This window comes from Sporosarcina sp. FSL K6-1508, assembly GCF_038007465.1.
GTDB classification, from domain to species: Bacteria; Bacillota; Bacilli; order Bacillales_A; family Planococcaceae; genus Sporosarcina; species Sporosarcina psychrophila_B.
In genome coordinates this window covers 15,155-42,151 of sequence record NZ_JBBOXF010000001.1, presented here as the reverse complement: position 1 = coordinate 42,151, position 26,997 = coordinate 15,155, and the positions used below count along the sequence as shown (strand labels likewise).

Annotated in this window: 20 protein-coding genes; 19 read left to right on the top strand and 1 reads right to left on the bottom strand. The window is 41.6% G+C overall.

All coding sequences use genetic code 11. From position 1 onward, the window contains the following. Window positions 1–49: 49 nt before the first annotated feature. The 13 genes from MKZ11_RS00165 (at window position 50) to MKZ11_RS00105 (ending at window position 17,379) form a co-directional block, all read left to right on the top strand. Complete coding sequence (locus MKZ11_RS00165) at window positions 50–919, top strand: ABC transporter permease subunit (RefSeq protein ID WP_340796865.1); 870 nt, start codon at window positions 50–52, stop codon at window positions 917–919. Window positions 920–944: 25 nt separating this feature from the next. Continuing rightward, entirely contained in the window at window positions 945–1,994 is a 1,050-nt protein-coding gene (locus MKZ11_RS00160) for an ABC transporter ATP-binding protein (RefSeq protein WP_340792062.1), read from the top strand. Further along, a complete protein-coding gene (locus tag MKZ11_RS00155) occupies window positions 1,924–2,901 on the top strand; it encodes an ABC transporter ATP-binding protein (RefSeq protein WP_340792061.1) in 978 nt (325 codons plus the stop codon). Before MKZ11_RS00160 ends, MKZ11_RS00155 begins: the two co-directional genes overlap by 71 nt. 4 nt (window positions 2,902–2,905) lie before the next feature. Next, window positions 2,906–3,901: a winged-helix domain-containing protein gene (locus MKZ11_RS00150; RefSeq protein WP_340792060.1), complete on the top strand. Its 996-nt coding sequence runs from the start codon at window positions 2,906–2,908 to the stop codon at window positions 3,899–3,901. A 90-nt stretch (window positions 3,902–3,991) separates the two neighbouring features. Continuing rightward, the gene (gene dat / locus MKZ11_RS00145) at window positions 3,992–4,840 is read left to right on the top strand and encodes a D-amino-acid transaminase (RefSeq protein WP_340792059.1); all 849 of its coding nucleotides are present in this window, start codon (window positions 3,992–3,994) and stop codon (window positions 4,838–4,840) included. Between the two features lie 315 nt (window positions 4,841–5,155). Beyond that, window positions 5,156–5,974, top strand: a complete 819-nt coding sequence (locus tag MKZ11_RS00140) for a M55 family metallopeptidase (protein WP_340792058.1) — start codon at window positions 5,156–5,158, stop codon at window positions 5,972–5,974. A 45-nt stretch (window positions 5,975–6,019) separates the two neighbouring features. After that, window positions 6,020–7,084 (top strand): DmpA family aminopeptidase, encoded by a 1,065-nt coding sequence (locus MKZ11_RS00135; RefSeq protein ID WP_340792057.1) that lies wholly within the window; start codon window positions 6,020–6,022, stop codon window positions 7,082–7,084. A gap of 306 nt (window positions 7,085–7,390) precedes the next feature. Further along, complete coding sequence (locus MKZ11_RS00130) at window positions 7,391–8,443, top strand: extracellular solute-binding protein (protein ID WP_445327016.1); 1,053 nt, start codon at window positions 7,391–7,393, stop codon at window positions 8,441–8,443. 242 nt (window positions 8,444–8,685) lie between these two features. Further along, a complete protein-coding gene (locus MKZ11_RS00125; RefSeq protein WP_340792056.1) occupies window positions 8,686–9,756 on the top strand; it encodes an ABC transporter ATP-binding protein in 1,071 nt (356 codons plus the stop codon). Window positions 9,757–9,767: 11 nt separating this feature from the next. Further along, complete coding sequence (locus MKZ11_RS00120; RefSeq protein ID WP_340792055.1) at window positions 9,768–11,489, top strand: ABC transporter permease; 1,722 nt, start codon at window positions 9,768–9,770, stop codon at window positions 11,487–11,489. 57 nt (window positions 11,490–11,546) lie between these two features. Then, window positions 11,547–13,064: an argininosuccinate lyase gene (gene argH / locus MKZ11_RS00115; protein ID WP_340792054.1), complete on the top strand. Its 1,518-nt coding sequence runs from the start codon at window positions 11,547–11,549 to the stop codon at window positions 13,062–13,064. Beyond that, window positions 13,064–13,999 carry a BadF/BadG/BcrA/BcrD ATPase family protein gene (locus tag MKZ11_RS00110; protein ID WP_340792053.1) on the top strand — a complete coding sequence of 312 codons (936 nt, stop codon included), beginning with the start codon at window positions 13,064–13,066 and terminating at the stop codon, window positions 13,997–13,999. The genes argH and MKZ11_RS00110 overlap by 1 nt, the downstream gene beginning before the upstream one ends. A 539-nt stretch (window positions 14,000–14,538) precedes the next feature. Beyond that, complete coding sequence (locus MKZ11_RS00105; RefSeq protein WP_340792052.1) at window positions 14,539–17,379, top strand: S-layer homology domain-containing protein; 2,841 nt, start codon at window positions 14,539–14,541, stop codon at window positions 17,377–17,379. A gap of 98 nt (window positions 17,380–17,477) precedes the next feature. Here the strand turns inward: MKZ11_RS00105 and MKZ11_RS00100 are convergent, their stop codons facing one another. Then, the gene (locus MKZ11_RS00100; RefSeq protein WP_340792051.1) at window positions 17,478–18,896 is read right to left on the bottom strand and encodes a DUF6612 family protein; all 1,419 of its coding nucleotides are present in this window, start codon (window positions 18,894–18,896) and stop codon (window positions 17,478–17,480) included. Window positions 18,897–19,131: 235 nt separating this feature from the next. On the opposite strand from MKZ11_RS00100, the gene MKZ11_RS00095 reads away from it, so the two are divergent. From MKZ11_RS00095 to MKZ11_RS00070, 6 genes are all read left to right on the top strand, one after another. Then, window positions 19,132–20,430 carry a hypothetical protein gene (locus MKZ11_RS00095; protein ID WP_340792050.1) on the top strand — a complete coding sequence of 433 codons (1,299 nt, stop codon included), beginning with the start codon at window positions 19,132–19,134 and terminating at the stop codon, window positions 20,428–20,430. 18 nt (window positions 20,431–20,448) lie between these two features. Continuing rightward, window positions 20,449–22,674, top strand: a complete 2,226-nt coding sequence (locus tag MKZ11_RS00090; RefSeq protein ID WP_340792049.1) for a hypothetical protein — start codon at window positions 20,449–20,451, stop codon at window positions 22,672–22,674. Between the two features lie 37 nt (window positions 22,675–22,711). After that, window positions 22,712–23,329 (top strand): class D sortase, encoded by a 618-nt coding sequence (locus MKZ11_RS00085; protein WP_340792048.1) that lies wholly within the window; start codon window positions 22,712–22,714, stop codon window positions 23,327–23,329. Between the two features lie 230 nt (window positions 23,330–23,559). Beyond that, window positions 23,560–24,204, top strand: coding sequence for an NEAT domain-containing protein (locus tag MKZ11_RS00080; RefSeq protein ID WP_340792047.1), 645 nt, complete (start codon window positions 23,560–23,562; stop codon window positions 24,202–24,204). A 22-nt stretch (window positions 24,205–24,226) separates the two neighbouring features. Further along, the gene (locus tag MKZ11_RS00075; RefSeq protein ID WP_340792046.1) at window positions 24,227–25,774 is read left to right on the top strand and encodes an NEAT domain-containing protein; all 1,548 of its coding nucleotides are present in this window, start codon (window positions 24,227–24,229) and stop codon (window positions 25,772–25,774) included. A 93-nt stretch (window positions 25,775–25,867) separates the two neighbouring features. Next, window positions 25,868–26,827, top strand: coding sequence for an NEAT domain-containing protein (locus MKZ11_RS00070; RefSeq protein WP_340792045.1), 960 nt, complete (start codon window positions 25,868–25,870; stop codon window positions 26,825–26,827). Window positions 26,828–26,997: the final 170 nt, after the last annotated feature.

Here is a 26,997-nt window from a genome sequence, read left to right as displayed (position 1 = left end):
GGAGGGGACCAAAGTGGTCGAAGTAAAACTGTCTAAAAAAGAAGAATATATGCAAAGAACCTTGGAAAACATTACATCGAATACACCATTCTCTGAGTTTTGGAGGAAGTTTAAAAAACAAAAACTTGCGTTTGTATCATTCTTTTTTGTACTATTCCTAATTGCACTTGCGCTTGTCGGACCATACTTTGTGCCTTACGATATAGCTGAACCAGATTATGACAATGTACTTTCGGGTCCTACAGCTCAACACTGGGCAGGAACAGATGCTTATGGCAGGGACATTTTTAGCAGAATAATCGCTGGTACACAAATTTCTTTATACGTCGGATTAACTTCCGTTTTTTTAGGAGCAATTGGAGGAACATTTTTAGGGCTTATTGCTGGCTATTACGGTAGAAAAATCGACATGATTATCATGCGCATGTGTGATGTATTACTCGCATTCCCTGGAATCTTGTTAGCTATCGGTATTATTGCAATTTTGGGACCTGGGCTTAGCAATGTCGTCATAGCGGTCGCGATTTTCAGTGTTCCGGTGTTTGCTCGAATTGTACGCAGTTCGACGCTAGCAGTTAAATCAACCCTTTATGTTGAGGCTACCAAATCAATTGGCGCAAGACCACGTCGAATTATTTGGAAGCATGTCTTTCCAGGAACATTATCTAGTATTATTGTCTATTTCACGATGCGAATCGGTTCGGCAATCTTAACAGCAGCTAGCTTAAGTTTCCTTGGGTTAGGCGCACAGCCGCCTTCACCTGAGTGGGGTGCCATGTTAAGCGGTGGCCGGGATTATTTAAATATTGCACCACATGTGACAGTCTTTCCGGGACTCGCAATCTTCATCACTGTACTTGCATTTAACCTTCTAGGCGATGGCTTACGCGATGCGCTTGATCCGAAAATTAAGGATTGATACTTGGTAGAAAGGAGGCATTCTAGTGAACCAAACTGTACTGAAAGTAACTAACCTTCAAACACATTTCACAAGTGATTCCGGTGTTGTAAAAGCAGTGGATGGAGTCTCTTTTGAAGTTTCGAAAGGTGAAACGCTTGGAATCGTTGGAGAATCGGGAAGCGGGAAGAGTGTTACCTCTCTCTCAATTATGAGGTTGTTGAAAGACACTCCCGGACATATTGCAGGTGGAGAAATTCTTTATGAAGGCAGAGATCTTGTCAAAATCAGCGAGAATGAAATCCGGAAAATTCGAGGGAATGACATTGCGATGATATTTCAGGAACCAATGACTTCATTGAATCCTGTATTTAAGATCGGTCGACAATTGGAAGAAGCTATTATCCTTCATCTAAAGATGTCGAAAAAGCAGGCTAGAGTTAGGTCAATTGAAATGCTAACAGCAGTTGGAATTTCACGCCCGGACAAAATTGTCCATGAGTTTCCGCATCAGCTGTCAGGTGGCATGCGTCAACGTGTCATGATTGCGATGGCCATGGCTTGTAACCCGAAAGTCTTGATAGCTGATGAACCGACAACTGCACTGGATGTAACAATACAAGCGCAGATATTGGATTTAATGCGTAACTTGACGAAAACAACAGATACAGCCATTTTACTTATTACGCATGATTTAGGTGTAGTTGCAGAAATGTGTGATCGTGTTGTGGTCATGTACGGGGGGCGTGCTGTAGAAGAAAGCGATGTCCTATCAATCTTTGCTAATCCGAAACATCCTTATACGCAGGGATTACTGGCTTCTATTCCTAAGATAGGGGAAAGAGTAGAACGATTGCAATCCATTCCTGGTAATGTTCCGATACCATCGAGGATGCCGGAAGGTTGTAAATTTGCTCCGAGATGTCCACATGCAATGGATATATGCTGGGAAAAAGAACCTGAATTTAAAGAAGTATTAATGAAGCATTCTGTCAGGTGCTGGTTACATGAGGAGGTGCATCAAGATGAGTCAGAACTTACTGGAAGTACACAACATAAAAAAATATTTTCCGATAAAGAAAAAGCTGTTCAGTAAAAAGAAAGAATTTGTAAAGGCAGTGGATGGTGTTTCTTTTACAGTGAAAAAGGGAGAGACATTAAGTATCGTTGGAGAAAGTGGCTGTGGCAAGTCCACTACCGGCAGAGTATTGATGAAGTTATTGGATGCGACGGAAGGACGAATTGTTTTCGAGGGGCAAGACATCACTGATTTAACGGATGATGAAATTCGCCCGCTACGAAAAGAATTCCAAATGGTTTTCCAAGATCCCTATGCGTCACTCAATCCGCGGCTTACAGTAAAGGAAATCATCGAAGAACCACTGATCGTTCATAATATCGAAAAATCACAAAGGGCGGACCGTGTTATTGAATTATTGGAAGTTGTCGGGTTGAATAGATACCATGCGAATCGCTACCCCCATGAGTTTAGTGGTGGGCAGCGCCAACGTATTGGTATTGCACGAGCACTGGCAGTGAATCCAAAGCTCATCATTGCAGATGAACCGGTTTCGGCACTTGACGTTTCTATTCAATCACAAATACTTAACTTATTAAAAGATTTACAGGAACAATATAATTTGACATACGTATTTATCGCACATGATTTAAGTGTAGTAGAACATATTTCGGACCGGGTTGGGGTTATGTATTTAGGGAGGCTTGTCGAATTGGCTGATCGGGATGGATTGTTCGGAGGTCCACTTCATCCTTACACGAAAGCTTTACTAAGTGCAGTTCCAATACCGGATCCTACTTTAAGAAGAGATCGAATTATATTAAAAGGGGATATACCGAGTCCGGCCGATCCGCCTTCTGGATGCACATTCCACACTCGTTGTCCTTTTGCCCAACAATTATGCAAAGATCAAGTACCCGAGTTCCGGGAATTAGGCAAAGGTCATTTTGTAGCTTGTCATTTTGCAGAAGAATTACGGGGTTAATTAGATGCGAAAACTTCATGTTATTTCAATTCAAAAAGCTTATTTAGACATCGTGGTCAATCAATTAGTGGAGATATTCGGAGATGAATTTGAATTATCTGCAATCACGCTGCAAGAGCTTACAATGGATGTCATTGCGGAACAGGATATTGTTATCCTGTCTAAAGAGATATTAAAGGGAATCACTCGTCCGTTCATACCGGAATCATGTCCAATTATTATTGCAAAGCGCGAAGTAAATATAGCAGCAACGAAAGACCTGTACAAACTGCTAAATGGACAACAGATTCTAGTTATTAACGATACTATTGAACATGCTGTAGAAACAGCAATATCCCTTAAAAGTATCTATTTTGAGCACGACTATATTGCTTATGACCCTATGAATTTAATGCCTTCTAATATCAATTGGATTGTTACACCTGGGGAGATGGAACTTGTTCCGAGAGAATTTGAAAATGTGATTGATATTGCCCCAAGGACACTGGATTTCAAAACTGTGCTGGAGACAGCTAAATTCATGAAATTTGAAATGGAACAGGTTTTATTAATGAATAGATTTCATAAATCGCAATTGGCATTGGCGGAAAAGTGGAATGATGAAAATGAACTTCAGTATAGGAAAGTGTTGGTTCAACAGACTGATAAGCGTTTAAAAGTCGAGGATAGGCAGGAAAAGTATAACTCCTTATCTGTAGAAACAATGAGTTCGATTATCGGTAAAATCGAAGAACATGGCTTTTTAGAAGAGAGTTTAGCAATCTTAGCTGTCTATAAAGAAGCCAAGGGGAATTTCGAATCCTTTGGTCGTGCAAAAGTGAAACTGAAATTACACGATGCTGGTATTAAGTTTTCCGATCAACAACTTCGACTTCGATTAGAAAAAATGCAGGAGATAGGTTTGGTCAATGCGCGTCAAGGTAGGGGTGGGACGAAGCTGTCGGATAAAGGCGAAGCGTTTTTGAAACAGCACAATGAGGTAGCAAGTAACGAATTTTAGAGGCGGGTTCAGATTTAGATAAACAAATTCTTTGGTATCTACTGGTTTACCGGATTAATAGCGATGCCCTATCTTGAGGAGGAGTATTAAATGACTATTGGTTATTTTAATGGTGAATTTATTCCAGTTGAGCAGCTTGTTATCCCTATCGACGAACGAGGTCATCAATTTGGCGATGGTGTCTATGAGGTAATTCGCGTTTACGATGGTAAATTATTTATGTTGGAAGAACATATTGAACGGCTATTTAAAAGCGCACAAGCGATTAGGCTGCAAGGTGATCATTCTATAGAAGAGATTCAACAGCTTGTCCAAGAAGCAGTTGGAAAATCAGGATTGGCAGATTGTGATGTCTATATTCAAATTACAAGAGGGATAGCAACGCGAAAACATTTATTTCCAGACATACCTGTCTCTGTTTCGATGACAATTAGGCCTATGAAACCGATAAGTGATGCGGTTAGAGAAAAAGGAATGAATGCGATATTCCATGAAGATGAACGATGGGCAAACTGTTATATTAAGTCATTAAATCTTCTGCCGAATATACTGGCTAAACAAACCGCCCAAGATGCTGGTTGTTATGAAGCAATTCTTGTGAGTGATGGTTTCGTGACAGAAGGAACGAGTTCTAATGTGTATATAGTAAGCAACAAGACAATCTATACAACACCGCTTTCAAAACATATTTTAGCTGGAATTACACGGATGGCGGTAAAAGAACTTGCAAATGGTCTTGGTTTTCCATTTGTTGAAAAACAATTTACGACTGAAGAATTATTGCAGGCAGATGAGGTTTTCATTACAAGTACAACTAATGAAGTCATGCCGATTGTTAATATAGACGGAAAAAATATTAAGGACGGGTCTGCTGGGGAAATGACTTTGAAGTTGAATGAAAAGCTTATGGAACTGGTTAAGTCTGTCCAACATACTTAAGTAGTATTGATTGTGAGTGTCTCCTTTTAAGATGGGGAGTTAGGAGAGCTTTAATCCTACAAACCGAATTACGAGGACTTTTTTTAGATAGTACATTGTGCCAGTCGCTGCCTCAAATCGTATGGTGTCAGTAACTAGGACTATGTGTTTTAACAGAGCAAAGGCGCCTAACAAGGGGTAGCCGAAGCCTTAAGACTGGCGGCGAAGCTGCTTGGCTTAGGGCGGGAGGCATCCCCTAGCGCCGTAGCGGATTCGATGGAGTTCTTTAATTCAATATATATAGAATGAAAAATCACTTTGTGAAAGGGAGAAAATATGCGCGTTTATATTTCAGCTGATATAGAAGGTGTCTCAGGGGTCGTTCATGGCGAACATACAGCCCGGGATGGTAGAGAGCATAACTATGCACGGATGTTGATGACTGAAGAGGTCAATGCTTGCATACTTGGCGCGTTGGAGGCGGGAGCAGAAAAAGTTGTTGTCAATGACTCCCACGGAACAATGCGTAATATCTATCATGATAAATTACATACGAAAGCAGAACTTATTCTAGGGGGACCGAAAAAACTGGCGATGATGGAAGGGATTAGTGCGGATTTCGACGCGGTTCTTTTTGTTGGGTATCACACTCGAATGGGTACAGATGGTATATTAAATCATACATTTAATGGTCGGGTAGTCAGGACTATTGAAGTAAATGGAGTAGAGCTTGGGGAATTTGGTCTAAATGCCCTGGTCGCTGGTCATTTTGATGTGCCAGTTGTGTTTGTATCAGGTTGTAATTTAGTAGCAATCGAAGCCGAGGAGTGCATTCCAGATGTTCATCAGGCAATCGTAAAACAAACGATTAATCGAACTACGGCTCTGAACGTCCATCCGGTTAGGGCAAGGGAACTCATAAAAGAAGGTACGAAAAAAGCGTTGCTGCACCGCGACGAGATTAAACCATTTACTATGGAAGCACCTTATACAGTGGAAATGGAGTTTTTGCATACCGGTCTGGCTGATGCAGTTGAGATAGTACCCTTCGTGAAAAGGACAGGACCCCTTACGATTTCATTTGTCACTGATGATGTGTTGGAGTGTTATCAATTGATTAGAAGTTTAATCATGATTGCGAGTTCAGTATCTTGAACTAGTCATTCATCTAAAAACCATTATTACCTGGAGTGATTAAAATTGAAACTACAAGAGCCAAAAAAAATTAGAGATAGAGGTATTACGATTGGTCGTCTTCCAGTCGGGATAAAGAATTGTATTACGGATGTAGAGGGTGTGAAGGTTGGGCATGTCACACTGGATAATCCATTGCAGGGGGCTGAATACGCCGCTACTGGCGTGACAGCTATATTACCGCATGGGGACAATTTGTTCATGAATAAAGTTGTGGGCGCGAGTTACGTATTGAATGGTTTCGGAAAGACAACAGGACTCGTCCAAGTGGATGAATTAGGGCTGATTGAGTCTCCGATTATGCTAACCAATACGTTTGGTGTTCCCGCGGTTGCGCAAGGGACGCTACAATATATGTTAGAAGAAAATCCCGAGATTGGAGATGCAACCGGGACAATTAATCTAGTTGTCGGGGAATGCAATGACAGTAGGTTGAACTCAATCCGGGAGCTACCGGTTCAACCAAATCACGCTGTTGCTTCTATTAAAGGAGCTTCCACTGATGCTTCCCTGGAAGGGGCGGTTGGTGCTGGAAAAGGCATGATTTGTTTTGGCTATAAAGGCGGAATCGGTTCTTCATCACGAATCGTCGAAGACTGTGATAGTGGAGAGACCTATACAATTGGTTGTCTAGTCCTTAGTAACTTTGGAAGGAAAGAAGACTTTCAAATTGACAGATATAAACTGGATGACAATCAGAACGTGCCTACATATCCCAAACCGGCCGACGGATCCATCATGATTGTTTTGGCTACAGATGCACCACTGGGTAGCAGGCAACTAAGACGGGTTGCGAAAAGGTGTGGTATCGGACTGGGGAGAACTGGAAGTCATTTTAGTAATGGCAGTGGTGACATTGTCATCGCTTTTTCGACGGCACAAAAAGTTCCACATTTCACCGCGAATACTGTCGAAACAAGACAGCAGATGAGGGAGGATCACCCAATTATGAATGATCTTTTCCTTGGTGCAGCTGAGGTTACAGAGGAAGCGATACTGAATTCCCTATCACAGGCAGTAAATACTACAGGTAGGATGGGGAATACCGTTTATGCATATCTGTTTGAGTGAAAAATTATAGTTTGACGGTAATGCACATAGTAAAAAGGATTATTTGGTCCCTGCCTCACTATCGAGCAGACAAATTCAATGGCCGAATAAAGGAGGCTTGTCCACTGTCAACCACACTATTCAAACGCTGTATTCTAAATTAACTAATAAATTTGACTAGAATGATTATCCAATTTACACTAAATAAAAGCGTTTCTATTTGGGTAATCATATAGTAGTAGGGTAGTGATTTTATTCTAGGTAACATGCAATCGTTCATATAATCAAAAGGGGGTTTTTTGATTGAAGAAAAAAGGGATTTTTAGTATGATGCTCATCCTGCTTCTCCTTGTTGCGGCTGCATGCGGTAATGATAAAGGGGAAGGCGATACTAGTAATGACGATGGTGTAGCGAAAGACGAAGGCGGATCAGGTAAACTTGTTATTTACACGGGACGTGATGAAAGTGTTGTTGAAAAGGTCGTGGGGATGTTCAATGAAAAATATCCCGATATACAAGTAGATAATTTGACGATGGGGGCACAGCAAATCCTTGAACGTGTCCGTGGTGAAAAAGCGAACCCGCAAGCGGATTTCTGGTGGGGTGGTACACAATCGGCAATGATGGTGGCGGCGGATGAAGATTTACTTATGCCATTCAAGCCGTCATTTGACGATGCGATTGCAGCGGATTACAAAGATCCAGAAGGCAGATGGTATGGAGAGATGCTGTTGCCAGAAGTGATAATGATCAACAGTGACGTGTTGACGAAGGAGACGGGTCCGCAAGATTGGGATGACTTACTGAAGCCAGAATGGAAAGATAAAATCGTCATTCGCGGAGTTCTAGCTTCCGGAACGATGCGTACAATTTATTCATCGATGATTTATCGCCAAGGTGCGGATGATCCTGAAAAAGGCTATGAATGGCTTAGTGGGCTGGATGCAAACACGAAAGATTATGCACAAGATCCGACGAATCTCTATTTAAAGCTGGCGAGACAAGAAAGTACGGTTTCGTTGTGGAATTTACAAGATATCCTTCTTCAGAGTAAGTTGAACAACCAGCCGTTTGACTATATTTATCCGAAAAGCGGTGCACCGATTCTTGTAGATGCGGTCGGCATTGTCAACGATGCGAAGAATGAAGCGAATGCAAAACTGTTCTACGAGTTCCTGTTCGACCCGGAAGTGCGTGCAGAACTTGCAGAAGAATTGTATCAGATTCCGACGCGTTCGGATATTGCTAAAGAAGATATGCCAGATTGGTATCAAGATCTTGACTTGAAGGCACTGGATATCGATTGGGCAGTGATGGCTGAAAAAGAAGCGGAATGGATGGAACATTGGGATTCGAATATCAAAGGCAAAGGTAAATAACTGTAGTTGAACAATTCAGTAAGTATATATTATTCATCATAGAAAAGTGTCTAGCTCTAGGCGCCAGATGCTCGGGTCATAAGTCGAAGCTGCTCTGCGGCATAGACACGCCGCTCCGCATCTTTGCCTTATTCCTGTCGCATCTAGTCAGGCGCCTTGCGCTTTTCATCAAGACCTCGGGTAATCAATTCCGGGGTCTTTCCCTTACATAGAGACTAGATTTGATTGAAAGAGGTGGCGGGATGAAAGGTGTTCGATTAACAGATATTACGAAGACGTTTGGTAAAGTCCACGGCGTGAAAAATTTGAATATCGACATACAGCCGGGCGAGTTTTTTACGTTTCTTGGTCCGAGCGGTTGTGGGAAGACGACGACCTTGCGTATGATTGCGGGGTTTTATTACCCCACGGAAGGGAAAATTTTCTTCGATGATCGAGACGTAACGAGATTGCAGCCAAATAAGCGGGACATCGGTATGGTGTTCCAAAACTATGCACTTTTTCCGCATATGACGGTAAATGAAAATATTGCATTTGGTCTGGAAGTAAGGAAGTTTTCGAAAGAGGAAATAAAGGGGAAAGTGGATGAAGTAAGAGGACTTGTTCGCCTCGGACAGTACGGGGAGCGAAAAATTAACGAGCTTTCCGGTGGTCAGCAGCAACGGGTAGCGTTGGCACGTGCGCTTGTCATTAAACCGGATATTTTACTGTTGGATGAACCGCTATCGAACTTGGATGCGAAGCTGCGTGAGGAGACAAGGATTGAAATTAAACGTCTGCAAGCTGAACTTGGCGTGACGACGGTTTATGTAACACATGATCAGACAGAAGCGATGGCGATGTCAGACCGCATCATGGTAATGGAAGACGGCTATGTACAGCAAATTGGTACGCCACAGGAGATTTACAATCGCCCTGTTAATAGATTCGTATCATCATTCATCGGCGAATCGAATACGATGGAAATGACGATCATATCAGTCGACCGTGAAAAAGTCAGTGTGAAAAACGAACATGGCGTATTGCTGACGGGGCTTGTTGAAAACAGTTCTCCGCTTGCCATGATGAATAAAGGGGAAGTTGTCCATGTGTCGATCCGTCCTGAATCGATTGGTCAAGGCGAAGGAGAAAATACGTTGACCGGAGAAATTACATTTGTTGAATTTACCGGGTTAAGTGTCAACTACATGGTGGACATTCCGGGGATTACGCTCAAAGTGATGATCATCAATACAGGCGGAAAACTGTTGGAAATCGGGGATTCGATTCAATTGAACATTCCGACCCGAAGCCTTTACTTTCTTGGGGAGTAGGGGGATAACTAATGAAGAAACAGACAATTCACTCGACGCAAGATAGTTTATGGGCCCGTATTACCCGGTCTCCTTCATTCATTTATGTCCTTATTTCACCATTGTTTCTCATTTTGTTCGGCTATGTCATTTTCCCTTTTTACCAGACATTCATCCAAAGTTTTGGCAGTGAGACAGGGCTGAATAATTATAAGAAATTTTTCAGTTTGGAGAGCACGGCCAATTTGGAAGCGCTCTGGACGAGTGTGTACATTTCAGTAATCAGTGTCATTACGTGTGCAATTGTCGGCGTATTGATGGCGTTTTTACTTGAGCGATATGATTTTCCTGGTCGTCGTGTGCTGTCTGTCCTTGTCTTAGTTCCGATGGCATTGCCACCGCTTGTCGGTGTACTGTCGTTCACATTTCTATATGGAGAAAGCGGAATTATCCCGCGGAGTATCCAGCATTTATTCAACTTGGAGCAAGTTCCATTTGCCCTGAAAGGGGTATGGGGCGTTATCGTCGTCCATACGTTTACAATGTATACGTATTTCTATTTGACCGCTTCGGCAGCGATTAAAGGGCTTGATCCGTCACTTGAAGAGGCGGCGACGAACCTTGGCGCAAGTAGACTTCGCATCTGGCGAAAAGTTATTTTGCCAATGCTGACACCGTCGATTGTTGCTGCAGCACTTCTCGTGTTCATGATTTCAATGGCGTCGTACACAGCACCGCTCATTTTTGGTGTAGAACGCACGATGACGATGCAAATTTACTTATCGCGGACGAACGGTAATTTGGATATGGCGGCAACGCAATCAACAATCTTATCATTCGTATCCATTTCATTTTTAATCATCATGAGGTGGTACCAAAATAAGCGGAATTACCAAAACATGAGTAAAGGAATCAGTGTCCATCGTTCAGAAGTGAAGTCGACGGCGATGAAAGTAATTTCCATCATCCTATCTTTCGTCGGTGTCATTATCTTATTACTGCCGATATTGACGCTCATTCTTATCTCGTTTTCCGTGGATGGCACGTGGACGATTCAAGTTTTACCGCCCCAATATACATTTGATCATTATAAAGCATTATTTACAGACGAACGGACGTGGCGACCAATTTGGAACTCGCTGCAAATGGGCTTCGTTGCGACTGTCGGAAATATTATCTTCGGTGTTGCTGCGGCATATGCGATGGTACGGCTTAACTTCAAAGGGAAGACATTGCTTGATATTTTAATAATGGTTCCATGGGCACTTCCCGGGACGGTCGTCGCGGTGAACTTGATTGCGGCTTTCAGTGAGGAAAATGTTTTCGCCTTCAATCAGGTCCTGATTGGGACGTTCTGGATATTGCCGCTGGCGTACTTCATCCGCCACTTGCCGCTCGTTTTCCGTTCGACGTCTGCATCGTTAATGCAGATGGACCAATCAATAGAGGAGGCTTCAAGGAGCCTTGGCGCGGGTTGGTGGAGGACGTTCCGCAAAATCGTCCTGCCGTTGACATTGACGGGTATTTTAGCGGGAACACTTCTTGCGTTCGTTCAAAGTATTGGAGAGTTTGTTGCTTCAATTCTTATCTATAGCACATCAACGATGCCTCTTTCGGTAGCGATTTTCCAGAAGATGTACGCCTTCAAATTTGGTACAGCATGTGCGTACGGTGTACTGCAAGTCATATTAATCCTTATTGTGTTGACGATATCTGAAAAGTTGTCGAAAGGCACTGCAGGGTCAGCGATTTAATTAAATTGTGCGGGAATTGTAGGGGTGACTGTCACCCTAGAAAGGATGGATTGCATCATGATCAGGAATTTCAAAGATCGCATCAATGAGGCTGAGGGGGAAGAGTTTCCTTCGAAAACATATCGGAAAATGGTTCTGCAACCCGCTTACGATGAAGCAAAAAAGTACTTTTTGCATTCAATGATCCAGATTCATGCTGCACATTTGAAGATGTTGGAGGAACAAGGTATTGTCAGTCCTGAAGATGCAGTGACAATCGGGAAAGCGGTACACGCGCTTGATGTGGATTATTACAGCACAGACCATTATAATCCTCTGTTCGAAGATCTGTTTTTTCGGATCGAACATGATTTGATAGAGGACGCGGGAGATATTGCGGGAAATCTGCATATCGCTCGAAGCCGGAATGATATGGGGATCGCCATCTACAGAATGACGCTGCGCAAAAAACTGCTGGAACTGATGAGTGAGATGCTGGCGTTAAAAGATGCGTTAATCGCATTTTGTGAAGAACATGTCGATACGGTGATGATCGGCTATACGCATACACAACAAGCACAACCCACGACGCTCGCACATTATTTGAAGGCGGTTATTGATCAGTTAAGCAGGGATTTCAAACGTGTCCAATCGGCGTTTGGAACGGTGAACCGAAGCAGTATGGGCGCAGCGGCGCTAACGACGACGGGGTTTGCAATCAGTCGGGAGCGAATGTGCGACCTGCTTGCGTTTGATGCTATCATCGAAAACTCGTGGGATGCTGTTGCGGGAGCAGATTATATAACTGAGTCCGCGAGTGCAATCCAGCTTTCTGCGCTAAATCTGGGGCGTACTGTTCAAGATTTTCTAACGTGGGCGACGCAAGAGTTCAACGTGTTCACTTTAGCGAATCCATACGTTCAGATCAGTTCAATCATGCCACAAAAACGCAACCCGGTTTCGATTGAACATATGCGTTCTTTACTGTCAGCGGTCGTCGGCGACACGAATACGGTGTTGACGATGGTGCATAACACCCCGTTCGGAGATATTGTTGATACGGAAGACGATATGCAACCGTTTCTATGGAAAGCGATTGACCGCCTTATTGGTATTTATCAATTGTTCGGTAGCGTTGTATTGACGATGAAAGTAAATAAGAATAAATTGCTGAAACGGGCGGAAAGCAGTTTTGCGAACGTGACGGAACTGGCCGATACGCTTGTTCGGTCAGAAAAGATTTCATTCAGACAATCTCATCTAATTGTGAGTAATTGCGTGAAGGCATTAATAGAGGCAGGCGAAGAGTCCTTAATGAAATTGACATGGCAGTTGGCGAGTGATCAGGCGCAACTCATTTTGAATAAAGGACTATTAATTTCTGAAGAGGATTTCTATAATGCGTTACGCCCCCAACATTTCGTTAACATACGGACAATCTACGGGGGGCCGGCTGCTGAAACAATGAAAGACTCGCTTGAGCGATCAAAAGAGGTCGCTAAAGAAGCGATGCAATGGCTTACTGAAAAAGAGCATGCGATTTTAGATGCGGAAATTCAGTTAGAAACGTTTAAAACGGACTGGAGTGAGGCCTGATGGATAAAGTAATCCTTGCAGTCGACGGCGGTGCAACAAAAACGGCAGTGACAGTAAGGAAGCATGATGGGACTATACTTTTTGAGGGAGAAGGGGAAGGTTCCAATTACCAGACGGTAGGCGAGGGGAAAGTGCGAGAAGTCCTCACCGGTTTATTGTCAGATGCACAGGACATCCTTTCTGATAGACAGGTAGCTATTGCAGTTTTTGCACTCGCAGGAATTGATTCGAAACACGATGAGTTGGTTGTAAGGAATCTTGTAGAAGAAGTGTGTCGTTTACGTCGGTTACAAATTGGAAAACTCATCATCGAAAATGACGCGGAAGCAACGATGCTTGGGGCAACAGGGGGTAAACCTGGTGCCTTGCTCATTTCAGGGACAGGCTCAATCGCGTATGCACATGATGGCAAAGGGGACATTTTCCGATCAGGTGGTTGGGGACACCGAGCGGGAGATGAAGGAAGCGGATACTGGATGGGGCTTGAAGTAGTGCGGGCGATATTCAAAATGGAGGACGGAAGAGGTTCTGTTACTTCATTAAAAGAGGAAGCATTGAGAGAATTGGAACTGGATTCTGTTCAAGACTTGGCAGGATGGCTTTTTGGCCCGGACTATGCCGTTGATTCGATTGCAAAATTAGCTTTTATTCTTAACCTTTGCGTTAAAAAGGGAGATGTCATAGCGACAAACATCATTGAAGAAGCGGCTGACGAACTTGCGCTATTGGTTAGCTCTGTGTTGCGGAAGTGCGGGCTGCAAAACAGTGTCTGTGATGTGTATTTGAATGGCGGGGCTCTCATTCATTTGGAAATGCTAATCACTGAACTCGAAGAACGGGTGAAAGCGGAATTTCCGCTCTGTAAGCTTATTACTTCAACGAAAGCTCCAATTGAGTTTATCGTTGAGCGCGGATGGTTGGAATTGACTGGGTGACAGTCACCCAGTCAATTCCAACACAAACACAACAAACGTGAATGTTTGATTGATACGCACAATTAAGTTCGGAAAGCTAGTGTCAAAGGCATTGGAGTTCAAATTGTAATCCAAATAATAGCGATATAGGAAAGACACCATTTTGCTAGTTGAAATGGTGTCTTTTTGCAGATATAAACTCGTCTACCCAATTACCTTCTATATATAGTTCTTTTTACAAAACTAATTCCCTCGATAAAATATGAAAATCTGTTTAAAGAAACTCCTGGTCGGGTATAAAATAATATAGGTGAATGAAACGCTCCTCGTCCCTAGTGATGTCGGTTGCAGTTAAATTCATCTTATTTATGTTTATAATGCTGCTTATTTTACTTTCGCCTATTACTCTAGTAAACAGTAATATCCAAAAATTGGACTCTGATAGAGAATATCCAACATGCTACGATAGAGGTGCAACAAAAAGGTACATAAGCAGTACCACTAAGAATTAGTATTTTTATAATACTATTCTATAGTATTTAAGAGGAGGAAATTATTTTATGTCTAGTAATCAATCAGCGAAGTATAAGAAGTTTATAGTAGGGGCTGCATCAGCTGCTCTAGTAGCATCCGCAGTAGCACCGGTAGCAAGTGCGAAAGATTTCAAGGATACGAAAGGTAACACACACGAAACAGCAATCGACGCACTATCTGATGCAGGTGTTATCACAGGCTATCCAAACGGAACATTCTTGCCAAACAAAACTTTGACTCGTTCTGACGTTGTGAAATTGATGGGTAAATGGCTTGTATCTGAAGGCTATAAAGTACCGACAGACTATAAAACTAAAATGCGTTTCTCAGATTTGACATCAAAATCAAATGATGAACTCTTGCAATATGCTGCAGTCGTTAAAGACAATGGCGTATTCAACGGAAGTAACGGTAATCTATTAGCAGGCGACAACATCACTCGTGAAAACATGGCTGTTGTTATCGTTCGCGCATTTGATACAGTTAAAGACATAGAACTCGTAAAATATGTTAAAGAACAAGACTTCAAAAAAGACGTTACAGATCTAACGAAAGCGAAAGCTGAAGCTCGTACAGCAATCGACGTTCTAGATTACTTCGATATCACGAACCCAGCTGCACCAGCTTTCAACCCTAAAAACACAACAACTCGTGGACATTTCGCTACATTCCTTCACAAATCAATCAACACAGACTTCTCTGAAGTCAAAGCTCCAGTAGTAGATGTTGATAAAGTTGCAGTAGATGCAGCAGCTGAACAAGTGAAAGCTGGAGCAGTCACTGTTGCTCGCGGAAACTATGCAACTGACGCTAACAAACTAGCAGCAGTTGAAGCATATGTTACTTCACTTGTAACTGAAAAAGACGTAGTAGCAAAAGTAGCTGCAGGTAAAACTGCTGGTGAATATGTTGTAACACTTACTAAAGGTGAAGCGAAAGTTGATAAAACGATTGCTATGACATTTGAATTTGCAGCAGACGATCGCTTTGTTACTGAAGTGAATGCGTTGAATGCTACACAAGTTGAAGTTAAGTTCTCTACGGCTGTAGATGCTAAATCAGTATTAGATGCTGATAACGCACTTAAAGCTAATACGATTTCTTTAACTTCATTAGATGGATTAAATGCTGGATCACTTAAAGGTGAACTTAGCAAGGATGGAAAAACATTAATAATTACAGCTAAAAATGTTCTTTCAAAACGCTATGATGTTGTAGTTGATGGATTGAAATCAGTAACTGGTGCTAATATTGATAAATACGAAGCAACGATTACAATTGCTGCAGACAAAACTGCCCCTACAATTCTAGGAACAGAAAGAGTTTCAGCTACTCAAGTAAAAGTTAAATTTTCTGAGCCAATGAAAGCCTTCAATAACGTAACATTTAAATACGCTGATGGTTCAGCAGTTACTGGCATTTCAGGCAAAATTGCCGTTGGTGCAGAAGAAGTCGTATTTACAATGACAAATGCTGTAACTGCAAATAAAGAAATTATCGCTACATTCATAGGTGCACAGGACCAAGCGGGTAACTTAATTACTCCAAACCCAGCAACTGTTACGTTTACGAAGGGTGTAGCTGATGGTGTTGCTCCAACAGTAGCGGCTATTGCCCAAACAGGTGCTAAGACGTTTGCAGTCAAGTTTTCCGAAGCCCTTAATGGAAAACCGACAATCGCTATTGACGGTACACCAGTAGCTACTGAAAATGTAGTACAAGACACGAATGACGCTGCGAATTACATCGTTACGGTATCCGAAGTATTGGCAGGGGCTAAAACTATAAAAGTTTCTGCGTTTACAGACTTAAGTGGGGAAGCGGGAACAGACATCAGTAAAGTCGTAGCATTTGTTAAAGATGCAGACGCTCCTAAAGTAGTGTCAAGGGCTGTTGTAACGGACTCTTCAAATCTAAACGAGTATTTGGAAATTACATTTGATAAGGATGTAAAACTAGATAACGCGACAATTGACGCAACTGGCGGATCTTACGTAAAAGATTATGTAACAACTAATTTGGCGAATAGAGATATTACTCCTAAAGCGATTGACTATAAGGATACATCGAATAAGAGAGTGATCCGTGTACCACTTGCTGTATTCCTAGGTACTAAAGATTTCAAAGGGGCAACTTACACATTAGATCTTAAACTTACCAATGTTACGAGTGTGTCTTCGGTACCAGTCGATGTTGTAAATGCAACATTCACTCGTGGACAAGACGGCACTCCGGCTAATACAAAGGTAGTAGGAGTCTCACAAGTTCAACAAGGGTCTGATAACCACAAAGTTGAAGTTACCTTCGATCAAGCGATTGATGGCGCCTCCGCTATAGATCCAGCGAACTACCAAATTTCGAGCGCTATTGTCGAGTCAGTCAAATTAAATCCTGTTGCGGCAGATGGCAAGCAAGTAGCTGTATTGAATTTGAAAGCTGGTTCCAATAACTTCACAGGTGTTCGTAACATCACAATTGAAAATGTGAAAGCACTTGGTTCAACCAAAACTATGGAGACATTCCAGGTATCCGATGTATCATTAAATGAAAACATTGCGCCGACAGTTACATCTGCAAGATTGACGAAAACTAATGAAGTTACTCTTACTTTCTCAGAAGCTGTCAATGCTTCAAATGTGTCAACTGATTTTGGACTTCTAATCGGTGGTGCAACTGTAGCTACAAATGATAAAGTCACTACTTCTGCGGGAGCTGCGGTTACATCAGTTGTATTAACATTAGAAGCTAATGTTACGAATGAAAACATCGCTAGCGGTTTGTCGCTAGAAGCCTTGAAGTCACTTGATATAGTAGATGCTGCTGGAAATAAACTTTTAGTACCAACAAATATTTCAGTAACACAATAAGCTACCATAATTTTGTGGGGGCCAAGCACTCACAAATTTGAGTTAATAAAAAAGCGGAACGAGCTCACACAAGAGCTCGTTCCGCTTTTCCTATCTAATTACTTCTCTAAAGCCTCTAATTTTTCCATCTCTAGCTCTAACATTTTGATATACTCATCCATGCTGATTGCTTTACTAATAACGTCAGCAGGAACTTTGATTTCTTTTACTGTGTTAAAGTCACTGAATGTTCCAGAAAGATTTAATTTAATAGAAATTGTATCTTCATCCATCGCCATTGTAATATGTGCAATTGCAGATGTATCAAGTGGGAACAATGTCTTTTTATCCATTGTAGTTACAACATAGAATTCCTCGATGTTGAAATCTAGACCCTCAAGACCAATTACTTCTTCAGTAATTTCTCCCTCAGTAGCCTCTTCTTCAACGACAACTTCTTCATCAGTAACAGTTTTTTCTTCAACGACCGCTTTTTCTTCAGTCGCTTCTACAACTACTTCTTCGATAGCTTTCGTTTCAGTAGCTGTAGCTTCTTCAGCTTTAGCCTCTTCTTCAGTTACAGGAGTAGCTTCTGTATCTTCCACTACTACTGTTTCCGTTAAGCCTGATCCTAGAAGTAAAGATGTTACTTCTTCCATCATAGCACCGAATTCTTCGTTAGAAATTGTTTGTGTCATTACATATACATCATCGTATTCAAAGATGTTAACGCCTTTAGTAAATTTCGTTTGTAGCTCTTCTAATTGTGCAAGTAGATCTGTTTGTGTTGAAAGATCGAATAAACCTTCTGTTAGTTCATCATCATGCTTGACCCATACATCACCGATTTGTTGGAAGTAACCGTCTTTTGAAAGGTACATAGAAGAAACATCTTCAATTACTTCTCCAGCAAGATCTGCTGATGTTTTAGTAGTTGTATAGAATGATAGTGGCTCATTGATTTGGTTCATCTTGATATCCATAAGCATGTTGATTGCTTCTTCTTCAAGTGATGACTCCATTTTCAAGTCCATTGTTAGTGCTGTAGAAACACTTTTCAAGTCTGCAGCAGAAGCTTTTGCTAAGAATGCAGCGACATCTTCTACACGGTTTGTTGTTACGTTAACCGTTTTTTGATCTTCGGAAACTTCAACATCAAAACCTTCTAATGTTGCTAAAAATTCGCCAGAAACATAGTTTCCTGCATTTTGCAGTGTAAGCGGGAATTCAGTGTCCGCTTTCTTGCCGTTCACTTCAATCGAACTTGCAGCTGCATTGAAATCAACTGTCAAATGCGTGTTTGTTACGTTGATTTTACCTGATTTATCTTTGGAAACTTTATAGCCAGCTTCCTTAAACAAATCTTCCACCGGAATTAAAACTTGATCGTGTGACATGAATGGCTGTTCGTAGCTTGTGACTTCGACGCCATCCACTACAAACTTCATTGCTGAAGATGGTGCGGCTGCTGATGCTTGTGGTAGTGCGAACGAAAGTACAAATACGAACGCCAATGCCCATGTAGCAATTTTCTTCATAAAACAAAAACCCCCATTAACATATTGGTAAAACTTACTTACTAATTTGTAAGTATACTACAAATACGAATGTATTCAAGAAAGGTTTCATTTATTACGAAATTAATCTGAATTAATTACAAATAATGATTAATTATTTCTGTTTAAATAGTTTGATAGCTTTAATGAGGGGTACCTGTATATAAAGGAATAATATAAAAAATTCCAAGTCATTTCTGGGAGGGTGGTGAATTGAGTGAAGAGAATATTTATAGTTTGTGTGACTTGTTTCTCATTCCTTCTCGCATCCTCGACTTTTGTTCATGGTGAAGAATTGCCAAAAGAAAAGTCTGAAGGCTTGTTGGTTGGTACCTTGAAGAATGTTGGCACAGAGTTAAAAAGCACAACAAATTCTATTGAAATGGTAGTAGAAGAATCGGTGCATAGCGTTAAAGAAACGGTTAAGGACACAGTAGTTTTTACAGAACAGACAGTGAAGAGTTTACCTAGATCAGCGGAAAACGACACTGAATCTTCACTACTTAATAATACAAGAAGTTTACTGGAGAATACGGTTGATAACACCTTACCTGTAGTGGAAAAAACGACTGATGCAGTGACCGAAACTATTAGAAATACGACAACTGAAGTAACGAATACGGCAGATACAATCGTAAATGAATTGCCGGAAATTCCTGTTGTTTCTCCGGTTGTTGAAGGAGTAAAAGAAGTAGGTAAGCAGACAACGACTGAACCCTTGAGGACGGTCAATAAAACAGTGGATTCTGTTATAGCTGAGTTGCCGACTGTTCCTGTTGTTACACCGGTTGTTGAGGAAGTTGGAAATACGGTTACGGAGACGGTTTCTGCGATTCAACCAAATCAGGTAAAACCAGTTGCGGATGAAACAGAAAAAAGTCCGGCTAGTATTCCAAAAGATGCAGTTACAGATACTGTAGAGACGGTAAGTAAAGGACTGCGAAATGATAGCAGGACAATGAATGTGGAGAGTGACAAATCCTTCCGCGGACAAAAAAACGCTCTACAAGTAATCCCGGAGGTAGAAGCAGCTGATTTGATTAAACGGGAGGAACCTGTAGTGGATGAACAGACAAGCCTTGATGATAGACCGAGTACACTTCCTGATGAAGTAGAAACTTTCAGGGCTCTACCTATTTCAAAAGATACTTCAAAATCCTTTTCTATGAAAATAGTAGCGCCTGAACTAACAAATTATACGGTTGGTGACTCTGTTAACATCCAAAAAGAAAAGAATCAAAAGCCTTCTCTACCAACCGAACCTCAACAAAAATGGAAAGATCTTTCGGTAGCTACCATAACCTCATCCATGTCCTCAATAGCATCTTCACCATTACAAATAAGTGGACACAATGATTTGAGTTTTGGGGTAGTAGTTGATGTATTTTCATTACTTATTTCAAATGGTGGGCAATGGATGCCGTCAGATGAACATGCGATGATTCAATGGACACATGCTCCTCCGGGGCAACCGCCGCAACAAACTCCTTTTTTAAATGCGAAGCAAACATTATAAAAAAGGAGAGGAATAATAATGAAAAACAAATGGATGAAGTATGCTGGGATCACTTTAGGGGTGTGCTTAACACTGAGCTTCTCCCCTTCGTTTGCGAATGCCGATGAAACTGGAGAAAATAACTTGTTTAATTTGGATATTAACCTACTGAATGAAAAGGAAGATAAAGCAACAATTGTGGATATTCAAGCAGATAATGTTCCGATTTTAGGAGACCTGAAAGCACAGATTCCAGCAAAAAGTCCGATCTCTGCAAATACTAGCGAAGAAGGAGAGGGTAATCAACAAAATTCAGCCCTTGCGACAGTCGAATTGACCAATCCAGATGGGTTAATCGACGACTTGGATATCTCCGTTTTGGAGCAAAGTAGTATGCAAGATGAGAACTCTGCGGAAAGCAAAAGTTCACTCGCATCAGTCAACTTAACGACACCGGTCACGAACGAAGTAGAGGTGGATGTTCTTCTATCAGACGAACAATCTAGTGAAGAAACCTCATCGTATGATGGTGGATTAGTAGAGTTGAATGCAGAAGATTTGCCTTTACTCAGAGAAGTACATGCAGGCGTTTTGGATGGTCACTATAAAAACGATGAAGCAAGTACATCCTTTTCTTCTGGTTTGATCCAAGCCGACTTGGATGATGGCTTATTGGATGAAACTTCTGTTGATGTCCTTGTTGTGGATAAATCTATTAATGAAGAAAGTAGTCACCAATCAACTGCTTTAGCATCAGTCCAAGCCAATGACGATTCACTTGGCGGTCTAATCGACGACCTGGATATCTCCGTTTTGGAACAAAGCGGCATGCGAGATGAGAACTCTGCGGAAGACAAAAGTTCACTCGCATCAGTCAACCTATCGACACAGGTCACAAACGAAGTAGAGTTGGATGTTCTTCTATCAGACGAACAATCTGGTGAAGAAACCTCATCGTATGATGGTGGATTAGTAGAGTTGAAAGCAGAAGATTTGCCAGTACTCGGAGAAGTACATGCAGGGGTATTGGATGGTCACTATAAAAACGCTGAGGAAAGTACATCAGTGTCATCCGGTTTGATCCAAGCCGACTTGGAAGAGGGGTTATTGGATGAAACTTCAGTTGATGTCCTTGCTGTGGATAAATCTATTAATGAAGAAAGTAGTCAACAATCAACCGCTTTAGCATCAGTCAAAGTAGATGACGATTCACTTGGTGGTCTAATCGACGACTTGGATATCTCCGTTTTGGAGCAAAGTAGTATGCAAGATGAGAACTCTGCGGAAGACAAAAGTTCACTCGCATCAGTCAACTTAACAACACCGATCACAAACGAAATGGAGGTGGATATTCTTCTATCAGACGAACAATCTAGTGAAGAAACCTCATCGTATGATGGTGGATTAGTCGAGTTGAATGCAGAAGATTTGCCAGTGCTCGGAGAAGTACATGCAGGTGTTTTGGATGGTCACTATAAAAACGATGAGGAAAATACATCCTTGTCATCCGGTTTGATCCAAGCCGACTTGGATGATGGGTTATTGGATGAAACTTCAGTTGATGTCCTTGCGCTAGACGTGAACACCGATGGAAAAGTAACATCTACTAAACATAGCGGTGTTTCATTAGTCGTTGGGAACGATGAAATTGGAAACCTCAATGTCGGTATCCTGACAAATGAAACAATTCAGCCCGTTGCTGCTGTGGAGCAGCCTGGTTCATCCGAAGAAGATACTGAACTCTCTCCTCCTATGGATGATGCAACTGACTTGACGCCAAATGAAGACGGAGACGTCGCAGCTCCAAATGAAGAGACAGTCGCACCACCTATGACTGAAAGTGGAACTGGCTTAACACCAAGCACGGATAGAACTGGTGTGTCCCCCAATGTAAATATAGAGGTGCAAACGCCCGGCAATGTGACTGAAGGAATTACACCGAATGAAAATGCAAGTGATTCAATGCAGGGTGGCAATGCAGAAGGCGTAAGCGATGACATCATCGGAGTAACACGCAGTGAAAACAGTGCCAGTTCAGCATTAGAGGAGGAAATTGATGGGGTAGGGTGGGCCACAACTGGTTCATATGCAATGTCAGAAGATGTTGCACTGGAAACAAGTAGCATGAATCAAAATCCTCAATCGGGTAATGGAATGGGAAAAGTATTGCCGAAAACAGGAGGATTTTTCGATAGTATAATCCTATCTTTACTAGCCTTGCTTCTTCTTGTAACTGGTCTTGGTACCCGTCGAATTGCTCATTAATCCAAGTGATTTCAAGAGCAAAGGAGCGGATGCGTAGATGAAAAAAACAATAAAATGGCTAGGGAATTTCATGATTATGACGAGCATTTTTTTGCTGGTGTGGTTGATTGCGGGAAATATGAATAGCAAACAGCAGCAAAACCATCTTTTAGATGCTTTCGATTCGGTCAAGGCGGAAGCCGATTTTGATAGGACTATAACAACTGATGAACAGGGGCATTCCATTGGGGCAAAACAAGAATCCCAGGGAATTGAAGGGATATTGTCCATTCCTGTCATCGATTTAGAATCTCCAGTATTGTATGGAGCCGATCCTGTTAGCCTGAGTAAAGCGTTGGGCGCCGTAGCGGATATGGATGAGCCAGGTGAGTTAGATGGCAGTTATGCGATCGCGGGTCACCAAGCCCATGTGTTTGGAGCGTTCTTTAATCGTCTTCATGAAGTTGAAGTTGGTACTCGCTTCATTTATGAAACAGTAGAAGAATCCATGGAATTCGAAGTTTTTGATGTGAAAGTGGTCAAGCCGAACGAAGTGGATGTCCTTGACCGAAAAAAAGGTGTCGCGTTACTTTCGCTAATCACGTGTTATCCTGCGAACTCTAACAAATATAGACTTGTAGTCCAAGCGAAGAGAGTGGAGGCAGCAACGCCTTAACAAACTTTAGAAACCAGCACCCCCCTTAATGTCGATTTTTGGCACTAAGGGGGTTTTCTTTGAATTGTGTCAGAATTGAAGTGGTGACTGTCACCCACATGTGAACAGTTTGTGAAAGCCTTTGCAAGTCGTTTGACAACGCTAATCTATAAGCTATTATAGGAAGAGTAATAGATGATAATTGTTCTCACTCTGGATTCTTCCCATGTGGAGGGAGGAGGTATTGTGTTTTGAAACATCGATTAGTCATACCATTTTCATTCCTCATTATTTTCAGTGTTATTTTTGGTTCTCATACACCTGAAGCGCACGCAGCCGAACTCTCGGATGGTACATATGTCGTCGATTACGAAATGTTGCAAGCAGAGAATGATTCTGTATCGATTGCAAATGATTATTTCGAAAAGCCAGCAAAACTGACGATTGATAAGGATGGGCAGTATTTACAATTCACGGTGAACCATGCTAAGTGGGTCAAGTTTATAAAGTCGGCAGATGGAGAATTATTTGCTGACGTGCAAACGGTCAGTGAAGATCTTGAAAATGATAAGCGTGTCATTGCATTTAAAGTGAATGAAGCTATTACAGAACCGTTGCTTATGCAAATACATGTTGTCATTGAAGAGATGGAGCCGGCGTATGACCACAAGTACGCGGTCCGTTTGAATCTTGATGTAGAAACGATGGAATTGACAGACGCTCCGGCGGTTGTTGTTAATACACCTGATGCCGAATCAAAATCTGCCGACACGAATGAAAAGACAGATGAGCCAACAAGTAACACTGCACTTATTTATGTATTGCTCGCACTGGTAGCTGTCATTGCGATTATTTTTGTGCGCAAGTTCAGCTCCGCGAAGAAAGTAAAAAAATAAACCATTAAAAGGGGATTAACGAATGAAGAAGCAAATGATGATGTTATTTTCAGCACTGCTCGTTTTATTTACAGTGTTACCTGCACTTCCAACAGAAGCAGCTGAGGTAACTACACCGGCGAAACAGGAATTTGAATTGCCGCTAGATATATTACAAGTTGAAAATGATGATAAATCAGCAACTGCACAATATGTGAAAAGTCCTGCGAAAATTGTTGTTGAAGACGGTAAAACTTTCGCATACGTAACACTATTAAGCAGTAAATGGTGGCAGTCACTAAAAGTCCAAACAAAACAACCAGGTACATTTAAAGAAACAAACTTCGCAGATGCGGAAGTAATCAGTGAAGACAAAGCAGCGGATACTAGACTTGTTAAATTCGAAGTTCAAGATCTTAGTAAAGAATTGAATGCTAAAATCCATATTATCGTAACGGGTGTACCAGGCCTAGGCGAGTATGACCACAGCTATGATATCCGTTTGAAATTTGATACTAGCAAAATCCCTACAACTCCAGAAGTACCGGAAGTAACTCCTGAAAAACCGGAAACTCCCGAAGTACCCGTAACACCAGCACCAGAAGTAATTAAAGACGGTGCATATACAATCGATTACAAAGCATTGCATGAAGAAGAAGATAAAGATTCATCAATGACTAGATACCTTGAAACACCAGCAGCACTTTCTGTGAAAGACGGTAAAAACCTTGTTACAATGACACTTACGAACAATGAACAAATTACAGCTTTCCAAGTAGAACAAGCTGGTAAATTCGTAGATACAACTGTTGTAAAAACAGATGTAGAAGCAAACACAAGAGTGGTTGAATTTGAAGTAGCTGATTTATCAACAATTATCAATGCTAAATTCACAGTATTTGTAGCAGCAGCGAACCACACAGGGAACTATACTGTACGTCTTGCTTTTGACAAAGCAACTATTAAACCAGTTGTAACAGAAGAAGTACCTGGTGAAGTTGAAGAAGAAACGCCTGTTGAAGTAGTACCCGTAACATTTAAAGATATCGACAAAACATGGGCAAAACCTTACATCGAGTCACTTGCATCAAAACAAATCGTTAAAGGCAAAACGGCAACAACGTTTGCTCCAAATGATCAAATTACAAGAGCACAATTTGCAATCCTATTGTCACGTGCACTTGAACTTCCGAAACAAGGTTATAAAGGAACATTCTCTGACGTAACAAAAAACATGGACTGGATCGTTTACGAAGCTGAAGCGGCAAGCCGTGCAGGTATTATCAGTGTCACTGATGGTAAATTCCGTCCGAATGAAGCAATCACACGTCAACAAATGGCTACAATGATTATCCGTGCAATTGAATACAAAGATGCAAGCGTATTAGAAGGCGTAAAAAATGATGTTGCTTTCACAGATGCGAAAGAAATCACTGCATACGCAAAAAAATCTGTCGACTTAGCAGCGGGTCTTGGTATCATTGGCGGTAAAGAAGTAAAAGGAAAACAAGTATTCGAACCGAAAGCGAATGCAACACGCGCACACGCTTCTAAAATGGTTTATTACTTACTCGAAACACTTCAAAAATAATTTTATATGATCAATCAATGCCGGCGTCACTGCACCAATTGTGACAGCCGGCGTTGTACTGATTAAAATGTTTTTGGTAAAGGAGATCATGATTTGAGAAAAAAATCCGTTTTTATGATGACAGTATTATTCGCTATATTTACTATACTTCCCACACTTGCACCTGAAAAAGCTGCTGCGGCTTCCAACTATGCCGATGGCGAGTATACGGTTCCGTTTACAGTGTTGAAAGATACGGGCAATGAGCAATCAACGACAGCTGAATATATGGTTAGCCCAGCAAAAGTAATTGTTCAAAATGGCAAAACATATGCCGTTGTTACATTGAAAAACAGTTCTTGGTGGCAATACTTTAAAGTATCAGCAGGCGGCGGATTTGCCGATGTACAAGTAGTTAGTAATGATACGGCAAATGACAAACGCGTTGTGAAATTTGAAGTGAAAGACATTGAGCAATTGGTAAATGCCAAAATTCATGTCATTGTAACGGGTATTCCCGGTTTTACATATGACAACAAATACGATATCCGCTTCAAATTTAACAGTTCCAGCATCCCTTTGGCACCTGTCGCACAAAAGCCCGCAACACCTCCAGCACCTAAACCAACACCAAAGCCAGCACAACCAACACCTAAACCAGCACCCAAGCCCGCAGTAACAACGGAAAAGGCGAGTGCAACATCTAAACCAGCAGAAAAACAAGAAGCTGTTGCGAAAGTAGAAACAAAAACCGACGAGAAAAAACTAGATACCAAAGAAGCGGCGGAAGAAAAGACAGATACTGTGACAGAAGAAAAAGCTTCTGAATCGACTAAACCAACCGAGCAAACGAAAGAAGAAAAAGAGTCTGTGACGAAAGAGGAAGAAATTGCTGCTGAAGAACAAGCAGCAGAAGAGTCATCCGAAGAAACGAAAGAAGCAATTGAAGAAGAGGTCGAAGCAGATTCGACAACTAAATCGAATTCTACATTGTTTATCGTCATTTTCTCAGTACTTATTCTTGGTGGAGTTATAATCTTCGCTATGAGACAACGTTCACGGACTGAAAAATAAGAGGTATAGAGTAGTAGGGGCTTGAGAACGAATAGCGAGACCCCTTTTTTAAAAGATAAGAAAGTATAAGTTCTTCAACCTGGAACAGTATCTAGCTACAGGCGCCCAGCCGCTCGGGTCATAAGCAATCCAAGAGCGCCACGTCGCTGGATTGACTTATGCCCGTCGCG